Source organism: Bacillus sp. FSL L8-0152, from assembly GCF_038006365.1.
Classification (GTDB): Bacteria; Bacillota; Bacilli; order Bacillales; family Bacillaceae_G; genus Bacillus_A; species Bacillus_A cereus.
In genome coordinates this window covers 4,443,758-4,459,880 of sequence record NZ_JBBOVB010000001.1, presented here as the reverse complement: position 1 = coordinate 4,459,880, position 16,123 = coordinate 4,443,758, and the positions used below count along the sequence as shown (strand labels likewise).

The following is a 16,123-nucleotide window of genomic DNA, read 5'->3' as shown; positions in this document are numbered from 1 at the left end:
AAAGAGGGATTAGATTGAGAATTGCTGTAATTGGAGCAATGGAAGAAGAAGTACGTATTTTACGTGACAAATTAGAACAAGCAGAAACAGAAACGGTTGCAGGTTGTGAATTTACGAAAGGACTATTAGCAGGACATGAAGTAATCTTGTTAAAGTCTGGTATTGGTAAAGTAAATGCAGCGATGTCAACGACAATTTTATTAGAAAAATATAAGCCTGAAAAAGTAATTAATACTGGTTCAGCTGGTGGATTCCATCATTCTCTAAACGTTGGTGATGTAGTTATTTCCACTGAAGTTCGTCACCATGACGTAGATGTAACAGCATTTAACTATGAATATGGTCAAGTACCAGGAATGCCGCCTGGATTTAAAGCTGATGAGGCGTTAGTTGCATTAGCTGAGAAATGTATGCAAACTGAAGAAAATATTCAAGTTGTAAAAGGCATGATTGCAACAGGCGATTCATTTATGAGTGATCCGAACCGCGTTGCAGCCATCCGTGATAAATTTGAAAATCTTTATGCGGTAGAAATGGAAGCAGCAGCTGTCGCACAAGTATGCCACCAATATGAAGTTCCGTTTGTTATCATTCGCGCACTTTCTGATATTGCTGGTAAAGAATCAAATGTTTCATTTGATCAGTTTTTAGATCAAGCAGCTCTTCATTCTACAAACTTTATCGTAAAAGTGTTAGAAGAGTTAAAGTAATGTAACAAAAAGGCAACTGTCTCATATAAAGAAAATACATACAGTTGCCTTTTCTTTATTGGCAAACAAGGGGGAGAACACGATGAATGTATATCGTGGAGTTCATGAGTTAATTGGTCATACACCAATTGTAGAAATTACTTGTTTTTCACTTCCGAAAGGGATCCGCTTATTTGCAAAGCTTGAATTTTATAACCCAGGCGGAAGCGTTAAGGATCGTTTAGGAAGAGAATTAATCGAAGATGCGCTAGAAAAAGGGCTTGTTACCCAAGGTGGAACAATTATTGAACCGACTGCTGGGAATACTGGTATTGGACTGGCACTTGCAGCATTAGAACATGATTTACGTGTTATCGTTTGTGTACCAGAGAAATTTAGTATTGAAAAACAAGAATTAATGAAAGCACTAGGTGCAACGGTCGTGCATACACCGACTGAGCAAGGAATGACCGGTGCAATTGCAAAAGCAAAAGAATTAGTAAATGAAATACCGAATTCATACTCTCCAAGTCAGTTTGCGAATGAAGCAAACCCGCGTGCCTATTTCAAAACACTAGGTCCTGAACTTTGGGATGCACTGAATGGAGAGATTAACATATTTGTTGCTGGAGCAGGAACTGGCGGTACGTTTATGGGGACTGCATCTTATTTGAAAGAAAAAAATATAGATATTAAAACAGTTATCGTAGAGCCAGAAGGATCTATTTTAAATGGTGGTAAGGCTGGTTCACATGAGACCGAAGGAATTGGACTGGAATTTATCCCGCCATTTTTGAAGACATCTTATTTTGATGAAATTCATACGATTTCTGATCGAAATGCATTTTTACGAGTGAAAGAATTAGCGCAAAAAGAAGGACTTCTCGTTGGGAGCTCTTCAGGAGCAGCATTTCATGCGAGCTTACTTGAGGCAGAGAAGGCAGCACCAGGTACAAATATTGTAACCATTTTTCCTGATAGTAGTGAGCGCTATTTAAGTAAAGACATATACAAAGGATGGGAATAAAAAATGAGAGCAAAGACAAAGTTAATTCATGGTATTCGCATAGGAGAACCTTCAACTGGATCTGTAAACGTACCGATCTATCAAACAAGTACGTACAAACAAGAAGCGGTTGGTAAGCATCAAGGATATGAATATTCACGTACAGGTAACCCAACACGTGCAGCTTTAGAAGAAATGATTGCTGTATTAGAAAATGGTCATGCTGGATTTGCATTCGGTTCTGGAATGGCTGCTATTACAGCGACAATTATGTTGTTCTCAAAAGGTGACCACGTTATTTTAACAGATGATGTTTATGGTGGAACGTATCGTGTTATTACGAAAGTATTAAACCGCTTCGGTATTGAACATACATTTGTAGACACAACAAACTTAGAGGAAGTTGTAGAAGCAATTCGTCCAAATACGAAAGCGATCTATGTGGAAACACCAACGAACCCATTACTAAAAATTACTGATATTAAGAAAATATCTACTCTTGCTAAAGAGAAAGATTTATTAACAATTATTGATAATACATTCATGACGCCATATTGGCAGTCGCCGATTTCTTTAGGAGCAGACATTGTACTTCATAGTGCAACGAAATATTTAGGAGGTCATAGTGACGTAGTTGCAGGTCTAGTAGTGGTAAATAGCCCACAACTAGCAGAAGACCTTCACTTTGTACAAAACTCAACAGGAGGTATTCTTGGACCACAAGATAGCTTCTTACTACTTCGCGGTTTAAAAACATTAGGAATTCGTATGGAAGAACATGAAACGAATTCACGCGCTATTGCTGAATTCTTAAATAATCATCCAAAAGTAAATAAAGTATATTACCCAGGTCTTGAATCACATCAAAACCACGAATTAGCAACAGAACAAGCAAATGGATTTGGTGCTATTATTTCGTTTGATGTAGATAGTGAGGAAACATTAAATAAAGTACTTGAGAAACTGCAATACTTTACACTTGCTGAAAGCTTAGGAGCAGTAGAAAGTTTAATTTCTATCCCATCTCAAATGACACATGCATCAATCCCAGCAGATCGCCGTAAAGAATTAGGAATTACAGATACATTAATTCGTATTTCTGTCGGTATTGAAGATGGTGAAGATTTAATTGAAGATTTAGCACAAGCGCTAGCGTAATAAAAAATGCACTGCTAATGTGGAGCAGTGCATTTTTATTATGTTAATTTGTGAAACATTTCACAAATTAGACATACACAAATGAAATGATTTCATGTATATTGAATTCATGAAATGTTATTCACGAGTAAACTTGTGAAATGTTTCACAAAAAATGGGATTCATGTAGGACGGTAACTCTATTTTTTTTCGCTAATCGGGACTTATTATGACCTATAGGGACTTATAAAGACCGTGATAACAGAATAGGAGGAAATTTACATGGTAGTCAAAGAGAAAGTTGTAAATGAAATGCAAGAGGTAAAAGAGATGATTGATACGTTAGTAAATAACGGTCAACAAGCTTTACAAGCATTAGAAAGTTTTACACAAGAGCAGATTGACAACATTGTTCATGAAATGGCATTAGCAGGTGTTGATCAACATATGCCACTTGCAAAATTGGCTGTTGAAGAAACAGGCCGTGGTGTCTATGAAGACAAATGCATTAAAAATATTTTTGCCACTGAATATATTTGGCATAGTATAAAGCAAAATAAAACGGTAGGAATTATTCACGAAGATCCTCATGAAGAAATAATAGAAATTGCAGAACCTGTCGGTGTAGTAGCTGGGGTAACACCAGTAACGAATCCAACGTCGACAACAATGTTTAAAGCGTTGATTGCGATAAAAACGAGAAATCCAATTATTTTCGCATTTCATCCTTCTGCACAAAATTGTTCGGTGGCAGCAGCGAAAACCGTATATGATGCAGCAATGAAAGCTGGTGCACCAAAACATTGTATTCAATGGATTGAAAGACCGTCTGTCGAAGCGACGAAACAATTAATGAACCATGAGGGTGTGGCACTCGTTCTAGCAACTGGAGGCGCTGGTATGGTGAAATCAGCTTACTCTACTGGAAAACCAGCGCTAGGTGTAGGTCCTGGTAATGTACCGTGTTATATAGAAAAATCAGCACATGTAAAACGAGCTGTTAATGATTTAATTTTATCGAAAACATTTGATAACGGTATGATTTGTGCATCGGAACAAGCAATCATTGTCGATAAAGAAATCTATGATGATGTTAAAACAGAAATGATCGAAAACAATTGTTACTTTGTAACAGAAGAAGAAAGAAAAAAATTAGAAAAGCTCGTTATAAATGAAAATACATGTGCAGTAAATAGTGATATTGTAGGAAAATCAGCACAGTATATTGCCGAATTAGTTGGGATTACTGTTCCTGAACATACAAAAATGCTTGTAGCTGAAATTCAAGGTATCGGAGCAGCATACCCGTTATCTCGTGAGAAACTGAGCCCAGTATTAGCCTGTGTGAAGGCGAATTCATTAGAAAAAGGATTTACATATTGCGAAGAAATGTTGAACCTCGGTGGTTTAGGACATTCAGCAGTTATTCATTCTACAAATAAAGAAGTGCAAAAGCAATTTGGATTACGTATGAAAGCTTGCCGTCTCATTGTAAATGCACCTTCATCACAAGGTGGAATAGGGGATATATATAACGGATTTATTCCATCACTTACACTTGGTTGTGGTTCTTACGGAAAAAATTCAGTTTCCCAAAATGTAACGGCGACTCATTTATTAAATATAAAAAGGCTGGCAAATAGAAAAAAGAATATGCAGTGGTTCAAATTGCCACCAAAAATTTATTTTGAAAAACATGCTACAGCGTATTTAGCAAATATGCCTAACATTTCACGTGCATTTATTGTAACGGATCCTGGAATGGTTGAACATGGCTATGTGGATACAGTCACGCACTATTTAAACAAGCATGCAAATGATGTGAAAATTGAAGTTTTCTTTGAGGTCGAACAAGATCCATCAGATGAAACTGTCTTTAAAGGTGCGGAAATGATGAGAAGCTTTAAGCCAGATGTAATTATCGCACTTGGTGGTGGTTCAGCTATGGATGCAGCAAAAGGAATGTGGTTATTCTATGAGCATCCAGAAACGACATTCTATGGCATTAAACAGAAGTTTTTAGATATAAGAAAACGTACATGTAAATATCCGGAATTAGGAAATAAGGCGCAGTTTGTTGCGATTCCAACAACATCAGGAACAGGATCAGAAGTGACACCATTTGCGGTTATTACAGATAAGAAAAATAATATAAAGTATCCGCTCGCAGATTATGAATTAACACCAGATGTAGCAATTGTTGATCCGCAATTTGTAATGACAGTACCACCACATGTAACAGCAGATACTGGTATGGATGTTTTAACACATGCAATTGAGGCGTATGTGTCTGTTATGGCAAATGACTATACAGATGGATTAGCATTAAAAGCTATTGATCTCGTATTCAAATATTTACCGAGAGCATATAAAGATGGAAATGATGAAGAAGCACGGGAAAAAATGCATAACGCTTCTGCAATTGCAGGGATGGCATTTGCAAATGCTTTTCTAGGTATTAATCACAGCTTAGCACATAAAATTGGTCCAGAATTCCATATTCCGCACGGACGTGCAAATGCAATTCTTATGCCGCATGTAGTCCGCTATAATGCTATTAAGCCAAGAAAACACGCATTGTTCCCAAAATATGAGCACTTTGTAGCAGATGAACGCTATGCACATATTGCGAGAATGCTCGGGCTTCCAGCAAGCTCAGTAGCAGAAGGTGTGGAATCACTCGTCAAAGCAATTATTGAGCTTGGAAAAAGCTTAAATATTAATATGAGTATTGCCGGACAAGGGGTAGATAAAGAGCAATTTGAAGAGGTTGTTGGAGTATTAGCAGAAAGAGCTTTTGAAGATCAATGTACAACTGCTAATCCAAAGTTACCGCTTATTTCAGAGCTGAAAGAAATTTATATGGAAGCATATAAAGGTGAATAATGATTAAAAAAGAGCCGCAGTAAAGCGGCTCTTTTTTTGTTGGAAAACATCTCCCAGAATGGCTGTATTTACTGGTCTTTCAGTTTCATAGAATATGATAAAGTGAAATGGAGGAGTGAGAATATAATGAAAGAATTACAAGGGAAAATAGAAGATTATACTAGGTTCGGACAAATTCTTCTCGCTGTAAGTACATTGTTAATGGTTGGCTTGTTGATTCCGGATGGAGCAAAAGAGACAATCCAATTTTTTGTTATGATGGGGAGCATCGTTATATTTTTAAGTTTATCGTTCTTTTTCTTTCAGCGTGTGAAAGTGATGCGTGACCAGTTAGAGGAAAATGAATGTGAATAATATTGTTAACTAGAGCGCGGCGAAAAGAAAGAATCTTTTTGTCGCGCTTTTTGTTTTTTGTAGAAAAATGTATGCGTTTCATGTTGACAATGATAATCCTTATCAATTAAAGTAGAATAGTAGTTAATGATTATCATTATCAATTAGAGGTGAAGGAATGAAAAAATCTATTACGCTATTTACAGCGATTTTATCTATTTTTTTCTTGTTAATAGGTTGCAGTGCCAAAGGGGACGAAAAAGCGTCTGCAACCAAAATAGAAAAAGGAAAAGAAAAAATCGAAATTACCGACCTGTCAGGGAGAAAGGTAACATTCGATAAAGTACCAGAAAGTTTTGCAACATTAAGTATGGGAGACATGGATATTATTCATGCTTTAGGTGGAAAAGTAGTAGGTCGTCCGGATACGAAATTAACTCTTCCAGAGGAGTTAAAGAAAGCAAAAGTAATCGGGAATGCACATCAACCGAACTTTGAGCAAATTGCTAGTTTAAAGCCCGATGTACTTGTTGCTAACAATGGATTCCAAAAGAATGTGCCAACGGTTGAAGGACAGGGAACGAAAGTAATCATTTCTTCTGCGAATTCTGTACAAGATATTCAAAAGAATATTGAATTATATGGAACGGTAATGAAGAAAGAAGATAAAGCAAAAGAACTTAATCAAAAAATCAATGATCAAATGAAGAAATATGAGAAAAAGAGCGATGTGAAAGCATTGCTAGTGTATGGCGCACCAGGTACTTATTTAGCGGCATTACCAACATCTTTATCAGGTGATGTTTTAGAAAAAACAGGCGGGAAAAATATTGCTTCTGATTTTCCAGAAACGAAAGAATATCCGCAATATGCACAGCTAAGTGTAGAACGTATTATTGAGGCGAATCCAGATGTCATTTATTTAATTACACACGGAGATCCAAAAAGTGTGAAAAAAGCATTCGAAGGCGAAATGATGAAAAATGAAGCGTGGAAAAATTTAGATGCAGTAAAACAAAACCGCGTAGTTATTTTGCCACCTGATTTATTTGGATCTAATCCTGGGACAAAAGTTACAGAAGCAATGGACTTTATGTATAAAAGTATACAAGATGTAAGGAAATGATACGTATGGAAAGTAGTGAAGTAGTAAGAGAAAAGGAACATCCTTTTGCGAAAAAAAGATGGATAATAGCAGTTACTTTAGTTGTATTAACAATTCTAGGCCTCTTTTACGGACTTTTCGCAGGAAGTTTATCTTTTTCTGTACGAGACATTCTAACAGGTATACAAGATGAAGGTTCGACAGTTCATCGAATTGTATGGGATCTTCGCATACCGAGAGTTCTCGTTGGGTTTATAGTAGGAACATGTTTAGCTGCATCTGGTACACTGCTGCAAGGGGTTATGAGAAACCCTCTTGCAGATCCTGGTATTATCGGGGTTTCATCTGGAGCAGGCCTTGTAGCAATTGTCATCATGATTTTATTCCCACAGCATCTAGCTTTTTTACCACTAGGGGCGTTTTTAGGAGCTTTCATAACAGCGATGGTTATTTATGCTTTATCATGGCAAAAAGGGGCACCACCTTCAAGAATCGTCTTAGTAGGAGTGTCAATCAATGCATTAATTGGTGCAGCAACGTCAGCTTTAATGTTATTACATAGTGACAAAGTACAATCCGTGTTACCGTGGCTAGCGGGCGGCATTGGTGGTGTAAGTTGGGCACATTTAAACATGATTATTTATTATGCAATATTCGCCATTATATTAGCTTTCTTTGGTATTAAGCATATTCGAGTGTTAATGCTTGGAGATGAAATGGCAAAACTATTAGGACATAATGTGGAAAAAAGTCGGTTTTATTTAATCGTAGTAAGTACATTATTAGCTGGAATTGCGGTAAGTGTGTCTGGTCTTATTGGATTTGTCGGTCTTGTCGTACCACATATGCTACGTTTATTAGTTGGAAATGATTATAGATATTTGCTACCTTTATCATGCCTTGGCGGCGGGGTATTACTTGTTTTTGCAGATGCAATAGCTCGAAGTTGGTTTGACCCAATCGAATTGCCTGTTGGTATTTTACTGTCCTTCTTAGGTGGTCCTTTCTTCTTATATTTAATTCATAGAGGAGGAAAACAACGTGATTTCCGTTAACAAAGTGTTTTATGCACACTCTGAAAGATTTCAAATGCAAAATATGAATGTACATATTAAGGCTGGAGAAATCGTTAGTTTAATTGGTCCGAATGGATCGGGAAAATCTACTTTGCTTCGTTTAATAGCAAGGCTACTGAAACAAAGCGAAGGGGACATCATTTTAGATGGGAAAAATATTCATATAATGAAGAGTGCTGATGTAGCGAAGCAATTAGCGATGTTACCACAAATGCATGATCATCAATTAGATTTGACAGTGAAAGAACTAATTGAGTTCGGAAGAGGTCCACATAAATCATGGAGTAGCCGCTTAAATAAAGAAGATGAAGAAATTGTTGATTGGGCATTGTCTGTTACAAATCTTGAAGGGTATGAATATCGTCTTTTACATTCTTTATCAGGAGGGGAACGGCAACGTGCTTGGATTGCGATGACGCTAGCGCAACGTACAAATGTCTTATTATTGGATGAACCAACAACCTTTTTAGATATCGTTCACCAGTTGGAAGTAATGGAACTTGTGAAACGATTAAATGAGGAGTTTGGAATGACAATTATAATGGTTTTACATGACATTAACCAAGCTGCTCAATATAGCGATCGTTTACTCGTATTAAAGCGAGGAAAGATTCAGTATGATGGTATACCAGAAGAAGTACTATGCCATGAAATGTTTCAACATGTATTTGGCATAGATGTAGATATTTTTCAAGGAAATGACAAACCGTTTTTTACACCGAAACGAATTTCTAGAAGGGGAGAAGAGCGATGCAAACAGAAGAGCGTATTACCACTGAATTAGTAAGAGAATTTGTTATGGCAGCTCACGGGGATTTAGAGAAAGTACAAGAGCTATTAGCTGAATCGCCAAGCTTACTTCACGCCTCTTATAATTGGGGTGGATCAGATTGGGAAAGTGCGTTAGGCGCATCGGCACATGTAGGTCGTAAAGATATTGCTCTTTATTTACTAGAAAAGGGTGCTCGGATGGATATTTTTGCAGCAGCTATGCTTGGTGAATTAGAAGTTGTACAAGCTATTTTAGTAGCTCAACCAGAAGCATTGCGTGCATCTGGCCCTCATGGTATTTCTCTTCTTCAACATGCACGAATGGGTGGAGAGAAATCTAAGCGTGTATATGATTATTTAGCAATACTATCTTAATGAACGAAGGAAGTTCTTATGTGCGGTAAACTTTTCACTTGAAACAATTGGAAAGTTTACCGCCCGTTAGAACGGGATAAGTATCTAGTATATTTGAAAATCCTACACCCCCCTCAATTGTAGTTTTCTTTATGCTAGTTATGATATGGATGCAGTGGACAATATTTGTCTACTGCTTTTTTTAGTTATTAAGAATGAATATTCTGTATTTTATTGTTGGTTCATTTATCCCGCTATTTTCCAGGCAGTAAGACTCCCGCCTAAAAATTCGGCTAAAGCAAAGAAGTTAGACGGGAGATACACTGCCCGTAAACGCCTGGTTGGTGAAGGCTAATAATCAGTGGGGATGAACAAAATTTCCCACTGATTAAAGTTTCACTTTATAATAAATAGTAACATTTCGTATACACACAAAACGTGATCGTGAAATGAAGAAAAAATTAGTGGAAAGGAGTGCCAGCATGTTTCATACAGAACGTTTACAAATTCGCAAATATACAATGGATGATTTACAGTTCTACGCTTCACTGTGGGGGAACGAGAAGGTAATGCGTTATATTGGAAATGGGACGTTAAAAACATATATGCAGTGTAAAAAAAGTCTGGAGGAATGGGTGATTCCTAGCTATAAAAACGGTCTCGGTTTATTTGTATTGATTGAAAAGGAAACGGGAACAAGAATTGGTCATGCAGGGCTGGTAAAGCAGAAGATAGATGGAAAAGAGGAAATTGAAATTGGTTATTGGTTACTTCCTCAGTATTGGGGAAAAGGGTATGCAAAAGAAGCGGCGGCAGCATTTCGTGACTATGGTTTCCAAGCATTACGAATGAATAAATTAATTTCTCTTATTAATCCGAATCATCCCGCCTCAATATTTGTTGCTAGAAAAACCGGGCTCAGCTATGAGAAAACAACGTCATTTCATGGAATCGATGTTCTAGTTTATTCTATTAAGCGTGTTGGATGAAAAAATTACTTTTTTAAAGGTAAATTGCATTTTTTGAAGAATGGTATATGAAAATAAAGGGAGGGGTTACATGTACATTTATCATAATGGACTTATTATTCGTGAGGGAACGAGTAGCGTACCAGCATATGCAATTAAAGCTTTGTTTGAAGATGCTGGTTGGAGTAATGATAATATCCCTTCTTGGCAAATTGAAAAATTTACGATAGCATTCGAAAATTCAACATGGGCTTTCACAATTTGGGATGAGGAAGAGATGGTTGCGATGGTTAGAGTCATTTCTGATGGAATTATGATTGCGAACATAGTAAATTTAGTTGTGAAGTGTGAATATAGAGGGAAGGGATTAGGTAAGAAGCTTGTAGCTCTTTGCCTGCAAAAACTTCCCCACGGTGATTGGTTTGCGCATACATCAGCGAACAATTTTGATTTTTATAGAAGTTGTGGATTTGAAGTTAGAGAGCTATCGAGAAATGGAACATGTGCGTATTATGGATACCAAGTCGCGAAAAGAGATGGTCACCGATAAATGAATGGAAAGTAAAAAAGTATAGCGAGGTAATTTTGAGACTTTTGATAATAGAGAATGGATTGAGGCTCGTTTTATGATAAAATAAAAGAAAATTCTGTTTATTATTAGGGGGATAAAAATGAGTGTAAAAGCTGGGGATGTATTTAAATATGAAAGAAGATTTACTGAGGAAGAAGTTTTTGAATTTGCAAATATTACCGGTGATAAAGGTAGACACCATGTGGAATACGATGAAAATGGAAGATTAATGGTTCATGGTTTATTGACTGCTAGCATTGGGACGAAAGTGGGAGAAGAGTTACATTACATAGCAAGAGAATTAGTAAGTGAGTTTATTAGACCAGTTTTCACAGGAGATACGATCACTTGTGAACTAACTTTAACAAATGTTGAGCAAATGGAAGGCTATAAAAAAGTTTCAATCGAGTCAGTTTATCGCAATCAGCATGAAAAGACTGTACTAGTTGGGACAAGTTATGGAATTATAAGGGGATAAAAAAGAAGCCTGTTTAACAGGCTTCTTTTTTTATTATTTAATAAACACGTTTTCGATTTTCCGCATAACTAGAGATGAGTAATAATGCAGTTTCTTCTCCTATATTACGAACAATATGAGGAACGCATGCATTCCATGAGAAAGAATCACCTTCTTCTACAATTGCAATATCTTCACCGTGCTGAACTTCTAGTTTTCCGCGTAATACAAGGTGACATTCTTCCCCTTCATGGGCATTTGGTGAGTTTTCTTTCGGGAATCCAGTAGGGATTTCTACTAAAGATAGGCGAAGGCCCCCTTGCTCCGCAACATGTTCAATTCTTTGCTCATCTTTGCCGTATACACTGTATTTCCGTTCTTCTTTTTTGACAATTTTTAATCGATCTTTTTGCTCTAACAATAAATAGGGAAGGGGAACGTTTAAAAAATTGGAGATCGTTTCTAAAGTTGAGATAGATGGTGATGTTTTATTATTTTCAACCTGACTCATAAATCCTTTAGAAAGACCTGTTCCCTCGCAAATTTGTGCAATTGTTATGCCTCTACGTTGACGAATTTCACGTATTGCAGAACCAATATTCATAAAATCAAGCTCCTTTTTGTAAACAACTATTTGTATCATAGCAAAAAAAATATATTTTTTCCCAGTGAAAATGAATTGACGAATAAAAAAATTAGTGTATGTTTTGTAATGTAAATAAAAGTTTTGTATAATAAAACTATAAAGGAGAGAATGAAATGAATCAACATATTGGTAACTTAATTATTCGTATCGTGTTAGGGGTAACATTCTTCATGCACGGTTTAACAAAATTCCAATCAGGAATTGACAATATTGCAGGATGGTTTACAAGTATTGGTTTACCAGGAGGACTTGCATACGGTGTAGCAACGTTTGAATTAGTTGGAGGTCTATTATTAATTCTAGGTTTAGGTGTAAGATATATTGGATTATTATTTGCACTTGTTATGGTTGGAGCAATCGTAAAAGTGAAATGGTCAGCTGGTTTATTGGGAGATGGAAAAAATCCTGGTTTCGAATTAGAACTTGCATTATTAGCAATGGGTGCATACTTATTTGTTGCAAAAGCTGATGGTTTTGTAGATAATTTCTTAAAAGAAAAAATGTCAAAAAAGAACTAATTTAAATGGGGGGGTTAACAAGATGAGTTTTCAACTTCATCCCGATACAACACTTGATGTTGTTCATTTATATGTATCTAATGTAAAGAAATCACTAGAGTTTTATACGGAAGTACTAAGTATGAAGGTGCTAAGAGAAGAAGAAGCAGTCGTTACATTTGGGAATGAAAATGATGAACCACTTCTTATCATTGAAGAAAAGAAAGAAGCTTTTCCGAAGCAAAGAGGAAGAACAGGGTTATATCATTATGCAATTTTATTACCAAGTAGACAGGATTTAGCGAATGTTCTTCGTCATCTTGTAGAGATGGTATATCCACTACATGGCGGAGCCGATCATTACTTTAGTGAAGCTCTTTATTTAGCTGATCCAGATGGAAACGGGATTGAAATTTATCATGATCGACAAAAAGAAGTTTGGCGTGATGAGAATGGAGAACTCCCATTTGTTAGTAACCCGTTAGCTGGTGAAGAATTATTACAGCAAGGAAGTACATGGAATGGCTTTCCAGCTGGTACTGTGATGGGGCATATTCATTTTCATGTAGCTGATTTAGAGGAAGCGAAACGTTTCTATGTTGATGGTCTTGGTTTTGAAGTAACGATTCCAGCTCGTAATGGAGCATTGTTCGTATCTGCAGGTGGTTATCATCATCATATCGGTTTAAATACATGGCAAGGTGAAGGGGTACCACCGCAAATGCCAGGTTCTGTTGGTTTGAAATATTTCACAGTTGTACTAGCGAATGAAAAACAAAAAGAGCAAGTATGTGAAAGCTTAAAAAATATTGGCAAGATTGCTACGTACAAAGATGGAATATTACAAGTCGAGGATCCATTTGGACATTGTATCCATTTCAAAATAAAAGGAGAAGCCTAAAAAGGCTTCTCCTTTTATTTTCTTATAATTGCTTTTTCGTTTTGTAAAAATAGTTCATCAAATTGTTTTGCAAGCTCAAAATCTAGTTTCGTTAAACCTTTTGCATTCCAAGATGACAAAGTAATAATAACTGCTTTATACTGGATAAGGATAAATGGATGGTGATTATGTTCTTCTGATAGTTTGGCGGCTTCAGAGACAAATTCGACTCCTTTTAAGTAGTCGGAAAACATATATTTTCGTTCAATCCATTTCTCATCTTTTACCATCCATTTATCTACCTTCAATAATTCTTCGTGAACTTGTTCTTCAGTTAATCTTAGCATCATTTTTCACATCCTTTACTGGAAGTAACGCAAGACCATTGTTAATAAGGCGTGTTACAGCTTCGTCAGTTGTGAAAGTAGAAAGTTGATGTAGTAATGCTGCCGATGTTTCATGCCCTTTGTTATGCTCTAAAAGTAACTCTAATACTTCAAGGCGCAGCAACCATTCTTTCGCATAAAATTTATTTAATACTTCTTGAATTGCTACTAATTGATCGATATGCGCGTCGTGTAAAATCCCCTCACTTCGAATATCTCGAACTGTTTGATACATACGTTCAAGTTCATTCAGTACAAGTGGAGCAGGAATTTCGTGAACTTCTTCATCCATTGGGAAAAATGCTGCGGCATCTGCGGCACCTGGGAATACTGAAGTGATTTGTGAGCCAACAGCCATATCAAATGCGCCCCATGAAGCATCAAATAAAACGCGGGCGTTATAAGTAACTGTGCAATCGATAAAGGAAATAAGAGCAATTTTCTTATCATTTTTTACAATATCTGTTACTGTTCCTTTTACATGAATACCACTTGCAAAAGTAAACTCAGCGATAGTTCCAATTGTAATTCCTAATGATTGTAGTTGTTCGTCTGTACAATTTTCTAATGCAATATTTTCAGTGAGTAATCCAATCGGTGTTCCAAATCCGTCACTGTGTACAGAAGTAGAATGATTTGCTAACTGTTTATTATGAAGCGCTAATGCCGTTGGCGAATTTGTTCGCATGTAAATTAATTCACCTGCATCGTTTTCAATTGTCTCGCTAAATGTACCTGTAATTTGTAATCCACTATTTAGCTCAGCTGTTGCATAGTTCTCAGAGCGAATTGCTTTTTCTAAACCTTCTTTTCCACCTGTTTTAAAGGCCATTGTTTTAGAAAATGTTTCAAGCGCATCTGTTAATTCTTCAAAGGATTCACAAACAAATAGTTGTGGTTGCATTTTTGTTACGTCATAAGTTGTCCCTATACATGCTTCGATAGAAAATGGAACCTTTTCTACAGCGTCTGTTAAGCAATGTTTGCTTTCGCCAACAGAAGAAAGGAGACCAGCACCATATATCTTTGGATCATCTATATTTCCGATCAATCCATATTCTACTGTCCACCAGAAAAGACGTGAAATTTGTTCAGCTTCTGATAAACCAGAAACTAAGTTTTGTTTTTCAATTACAGCATTTTCAGCAGCCTTAACTTCATCAGGAGTAGAAGTAGGGCTTTCTTTCACTATCGTTAATGTACGAACAGCTTCAAATGCATCATGTTCTTCTTTTGTAGAGAAAGCTTTTGCACCAATTTGCCCAAAACGTTTCACATATTTTGCATATGTAGGATCAAGTAAAATCGGTGCGTGTCCTGCGGCTTCGTGTACGATATCTGGAGCTGGTGTGTACTCGATATTTTCTACTTTCCGAATATCTGTTGCGATCGGTAGTAATCCGTGTCCTTGAAAATCGAAGAATGCTACGCCGGGAATAAGTCCGTCAATCGTTACAGCGCCCCAGCCACTTGGTGCCAAACACTCATTCATTTCTTCTACTTTTGGAATTGCATCTATATTAATACCAGATGATTGTAGTCCGTTCACATAGGCTGGATGAGCAACGTCTTTTAAGAAGCTATGATTTTGTCTCATAATGTAACGCCACACAGCGTGATTCACCGGTGTGTATTGATCATAATGTTGTGTGGATACGAATGTTTTTAAATGCGATGGAATTTCTGTTTTCTTTGTCATTTAGACATCCTCCTTTTTTTCTATAAAATTGAATATCGATTTCGTATAGCTTGTATCACCTCCCTTCATTATTTGTAAGCGCTTATAAAATTTTATCATAAGATTCGGAATTATTTAACATCTGTTTCTGTGAGAAATAGAAAAAGCCCCTATCGGAAAATCCGATAGGGGCGAAAGAATCGCGGTACCACCCTATTTGTAAGTGAAAATATACTTACATCTCAATTAATGATAACGGAAAAATTCCGTCTTTTCCTTCATGCATAAAAGCACTACGAAAAAGAAGCTCCAGAATTGTAATTCATACTTATATATGTGCTAATTTCCACCGACCATTAGCTCTCTGTAACAGGGATATAAGATACTACTGCGATTCTTTCAACGCGTATATATGAAATTGTGTAAGAGGATGGACGCAAAAAAGTCCCTATCGGAAAATCCGATAGGGACGATAAAAATCGCGGTACCACCCTATTTGTAAACAACTAATTGTTTACCACTCACTTTACGATAACGGAAAGATCCGTCTTTCTCTTCATGCATAAAAAGCATTACGGGAAAGAAGCTCCAGAATTGTAATTCACGCTTGTATATGTACTGATTCGCACCAACCATCAGTTCTCTGAGACAGTGATATAAGTCGCTACTAGTATTCCTTCAAA

Annotated in this window: 17 protein-coding genes and 2 other annotated features (1 of these 19 only partly in view); of the genes, 14 read left to right on the top strand and 3 right to left on the bottom strand. The window is 36.6% G+C overall.

The window, feature by feature from the left end; all coding sequences use genetic code 11:
* The first annotated feature begins 14 nt into the window (after positions 1–14).
* The 12 genes from mtnN (at position 15) to MHH27_RS22435 (ending at position 11,374) form a co-directional block, all read left to right on the top strand.
* On the top strand, positions 15–710 hold the full coding sequence (gene mtnN / locus MHH27_RS22490) for a 5'-methylthioadenosine/S-adenosylhomocysteine nucleosidase (protein ID WP_001217027.1): 696 nt from the start codon (positions 15–17) through the stop codon (positions 708–710).
* Between the two features lie 82 nt (positions 711–792).
* Entirely contained in the window at positions 793–1,716 is a 924-nt protein-coding gene (locus MHH27_RS22485) for an O-acetylserine dependent cystathionine beta-synthase (protein WP_340944099.1), read from the top strand.
* Between the two features lie 3 nt (positions 1,717–1,719).
* Complete coding sequence (locus MHH27_RS22480) at positions 1,720–2,853, top strand: bifunctional cystathionine gamma-lyase/homocysteine desulfhydrase (protein WP_001201921.1); 1,134 nt, start codon at positions 1,720–1,722, stop codon at positions 2,851–2,853.
* A 261-nt stretch (positions 2,854–3,114) separates the two neighbouring features.
* Entirely contained in the window at positions 3,115–5,718 is a 2,604-nt protein-coding gene (gene adhE, locus MHH27_RS22475; protein ID WP_327886455.1) for a bifunctional acetaldehyde-CoA/alcohol dehydrogenase, read from the top strand.
* 126 nt (positions 5,719–5,844) lie between these two features.
* Positions 5,845–6,072 carry a YrhC family protein gene (locus MHH27_RS22470; protein ID WP_000661454.1) on the top strand — a complete coding sequence of 76 codons (228 nt, stop codon included), beginning with the start codon at positions 5,845–5,847 and terminating at the stop codon, positions 6,070–6,072.
* 157 nt (positions 6,073–6,229) lie between these two features.
* Positions 6,230–7,177, top strand: coding sequence for an ABC transporter substrate-binding protein (locus tag MHH27_RS22465; protein ID WP_048558750.1), 948 nt, complete (start codon positions 6,230–6,232; stop codon positions 7,175–7,177).
* A 5-nt stretch (positions 7,178–7,182) separates the two neighbouring features.
* Positions 7,183–8,211: a FecCD family ABC transporter permease gene (locus MHH27_RS22460; RefSeq protein ID WP_002082127.1), complete on the top strand. Its 1,029-nt coding sequence runs from the start codon at positions 7,183–7,185 to the stop codon at positions 8,209–8,211.
* Entirely contained in the window at positions 8,198–9,016 is an 819-nt protein-coding gene (locus MHH27_RS22455) for an ABC transporter ATP-binding protein (RefSeq protein ID WP_071729617.1), read from the top strand. The genes MHH27_RS22460 and MHH27_RS22455 overlap by 14 nt, the downstream gene beginning before the upstream one ends.
* Entirely contained in the window at positions 8,983–9,378 is a 396-nt protein-coding gene (locus tag MHH27_RS22450) for an ankyrin repeat domain-containing protein (protein ID WP_016080225.1), read from the top strand. The genes MHH27_RS22455 and MHH27_RS22450 overlap by 34 nt, the downstream gene beginning before the upstream one ends.
* Before the next feature lie 428 nt (positions 9,379–9,806).
* The gene (locus MHH27_RS22445; RefSeq protein WP_002024815.1) at positions 9,807–10,346 is read left to right on the top strand and encodes a GNAT family N-acetyltransferase; all 540 of its coding nucleotides are present in this window, start codon (positions 9,807–9,809) and stop codon (positions 10,344–10,346) included.
* A gap of 70 nt (positions 10,347–10,416) precedes the next feature.
* Positions 10,417–10,875, top strand: coding sequence for a GNAT family N-acetyltransferase (locus tag MHH27_RS22440; protein ID WP_000276127.1), 459 nt, complete (start codon positions 10,417–10,419; stop codon positions 10,873–10,875).
* Positions 10,876–10,996: 121 nt separating this feature from the next.
* The gene (locus MHH27_RS22435) at positions 10,997–11,374 is read left to right on the top strand and encodes a MaoC/PaaZ C-terminal domain-containing protein (protein ID WP_000111564.1); all 378 of its coding nucleotides are present in this window, start codon (positions 10,997–10,999) and stop codon (positions 11,372–11,374) included.
* A 37-nt stretch (positions 11,375–11,411) separates the two neighbouring features.
* On the opposite strand, the gene MHH27_RS22430 is transcribed toward MHH27_RS22435, so the two are convergent.
* Positions 11,412–11,957 carry a helix-turn-helix domain-containing protein gene (locus MHH27_RS22430; RefSeq protein ID WP_001020693.1) on the bottom strand — a complete coding sequence of 182 codons (546 nt, stop codon included), beginning with the start codon at positions 11,955–11,957 and terminating at the stop codon, positions 11,412–11,414.
* Positions 11,958–12,112: 155 nt separating this feature from the next.
* Here MHH27_RS22430 and MHH27_RS22425 point away from each other — a divergent pair, with 155 nt between their 5' ends.
* Together MHH27_RS22425 and MHH27_RS22420 are read left to right on the top strand one after the other, a co-directional pair.
* Positions 12,113–12,517 carry a DoxX family protein gene (locus MHH27_RS22425; protein WP_001071553.1) on the top strand — a complete coding sequence of 135 codons (405 nt, stop codon included), beginning with the start codon at positions 12,113–12,115 and terminating at the stop codon, positions 12,515–12,517.
* Positions 12,518–12,539: 22 nt separating this feature from the next.
* The gene (locus MHH27_RS22420; RefSeq protein ID WP_000009848.1) at positions 12,540–13,397 is read left to right on the top strand and encodes a VOC family protein; all 858 of its coding nucleotides are present in this window, start codon (positions 12,540–12,542) and stop codon (positions 13,395–13,397) included.
* A gap of 14 nt (positions 13,398–13,411) precedes the next feature.
* Here MHH27_RS22420 and MHH27_RS22415 read toward each other — a convergent pair whose 3' ends face one another.
* Together MHH27_RS22415 and MHH27_RS22410 are read right to left on the bottom strand one after the other, a co-directional pair.
* On the bottom strand, positions 13,412–13,726 hold the full coding sequence (locus MHH27_RS22415; protein WP_000979553.1) for a 4a-hydroxytetrahydrobiopterin dehydratase: 315 nt from the start codon (positions 13,724–13,726) through the stop codon (positions 13,412–13,414).
* Positions 13,707–15,461, bottom strand: a complete 1,755-nt coding sequence (locus MHH27_RS22410; RefSeq protein ID WP_098250897.1) for an aromatic amino acid hydroxylase — start codon at positions 15,459–15,461, stop codon at positions 13,707–13,709. Before MHH27_RS22410 ends, MHH27_RS22415 begins: the two co-directional genes overlap by 20 nt.
* A gap of 163 nt (positions 15,462–15,624) precedes the next feature.
* Positions 15,625–15,852: a binding site (T-box leader), on the bottom strand.
* Between the two features lie 50 nt (positions 15,853–15,902).
* Positions 15,903–16,123 (bottom strand) — a binding site (T-box leader) (it continues 8 nt past the right edge of the window).

Excerpts from the sequence above, each read along its gene's own strand:
- MHH27_RS22485 (WP_340944099.1), top strand. The coding sequence starts at position 793 with ATGAATGTATATCGTGGAGTTCATGAGTTAATTGGTCATACACCAATT.
- MHH27_RS22480 (WP_001201921.1), top strand. The coding sequence starts at position 1,720 with ATGAGAGCAAAGACAAAGTTAATTCATGGTATTCGCATAGGAGAACCT.
- adhE (WP_327886455.1), top strand. The coding sequence starts at position 3,115 with ATGGTAGTCAAAGAGAAAGTTGTAAATGAAATGCAAGAGGTAAAAGAG.
- MHH27_RS22470 (WP_000661454.1), top strand. The coding sequence starts at position 5,845 with ATGAAAGAATTACAAGGGAAAATAGAAGATTATACTAGGTTCGGACAA.
- MHH27_RS22465 (WP_048558750.1), top strand. The coding sequence starts at position 6,230 with ATGAAAAAATCTATTACGCTATTTACAGCGATTTTATCTATTTTTTTC.
- MHH27_RS22460 (WP_002082127.1), top strand. The coding sequence starts at position 7,183 with ATGGAAAGTAGTGAAGTAGTAAGAGAAAAGGAACATCCTTTTGCGAAA.
- MHH27_RS22450 (WP_016080225.1), top strand. The coding sequence starts at position 8,983 with ATGCAAACAGAAGAGCGTATTACCACTGAATTAGTAAGAGAATTTGTT.
- MHH27_RS22445 (WP_002024815.1), top strand. The coding sequence starts at position 9,807 with ATGAAGAAAAAATTAGTGGAAAGGAGTGCCAGCATGTTTCATACAGAA.
- MHH27_RS22440 (WP_000276127.1), top strand. The coding sequence starts at position 10,417 with ATGTACATTTATCATAATGGACTTATTATTCGTGAGGGAACGAGTAGC.
- MHH27_RS22435 (WP_000111564.1), top strand. The coding sequence starts at position 10,997 with ATGAGTGTAAAAGCTGGGGATGTATTTAAATATGAAAGAAGATTTACT.
- MHH27_RS22430 (WP_001020693.1), bottom strand. The coding sequence starts at position 11,957 with ATGAATATTGGTTCTGCAATACGTGAAATTCGTCAACGTAGAGGCATA.
- MHH27_RS22425 (WP_001071553.1), top strand. The coding sequence starts at position 12,113 with ATGAATCAACATATTGGTAACTTAATTATTCGTATCGTGTTAGGGGTA.
- MHH27_RS22420 (WP_000009848.1), top strand. The coding sequence starts at position 12,540 with ATGAGTTTTCAACTTCATCCCGATACAACACTTGATGTTGTTCATTTA.
- MHH27_RS22415 (WP_000979553.1), bottom strand. The coding sequence starts at position 13,726 with ATGATGCTAAGATTAACTGAAGAACAAGTTCACGAAGAATTATTGAAG.
- MHH27_RS22410 (WP_098250897.1), bottom strand. The coding sequence starts at position 15,461 with ATGACAAAGAAAACAGAAATTCCATCGCATTTAAAAACATTCGTATCC.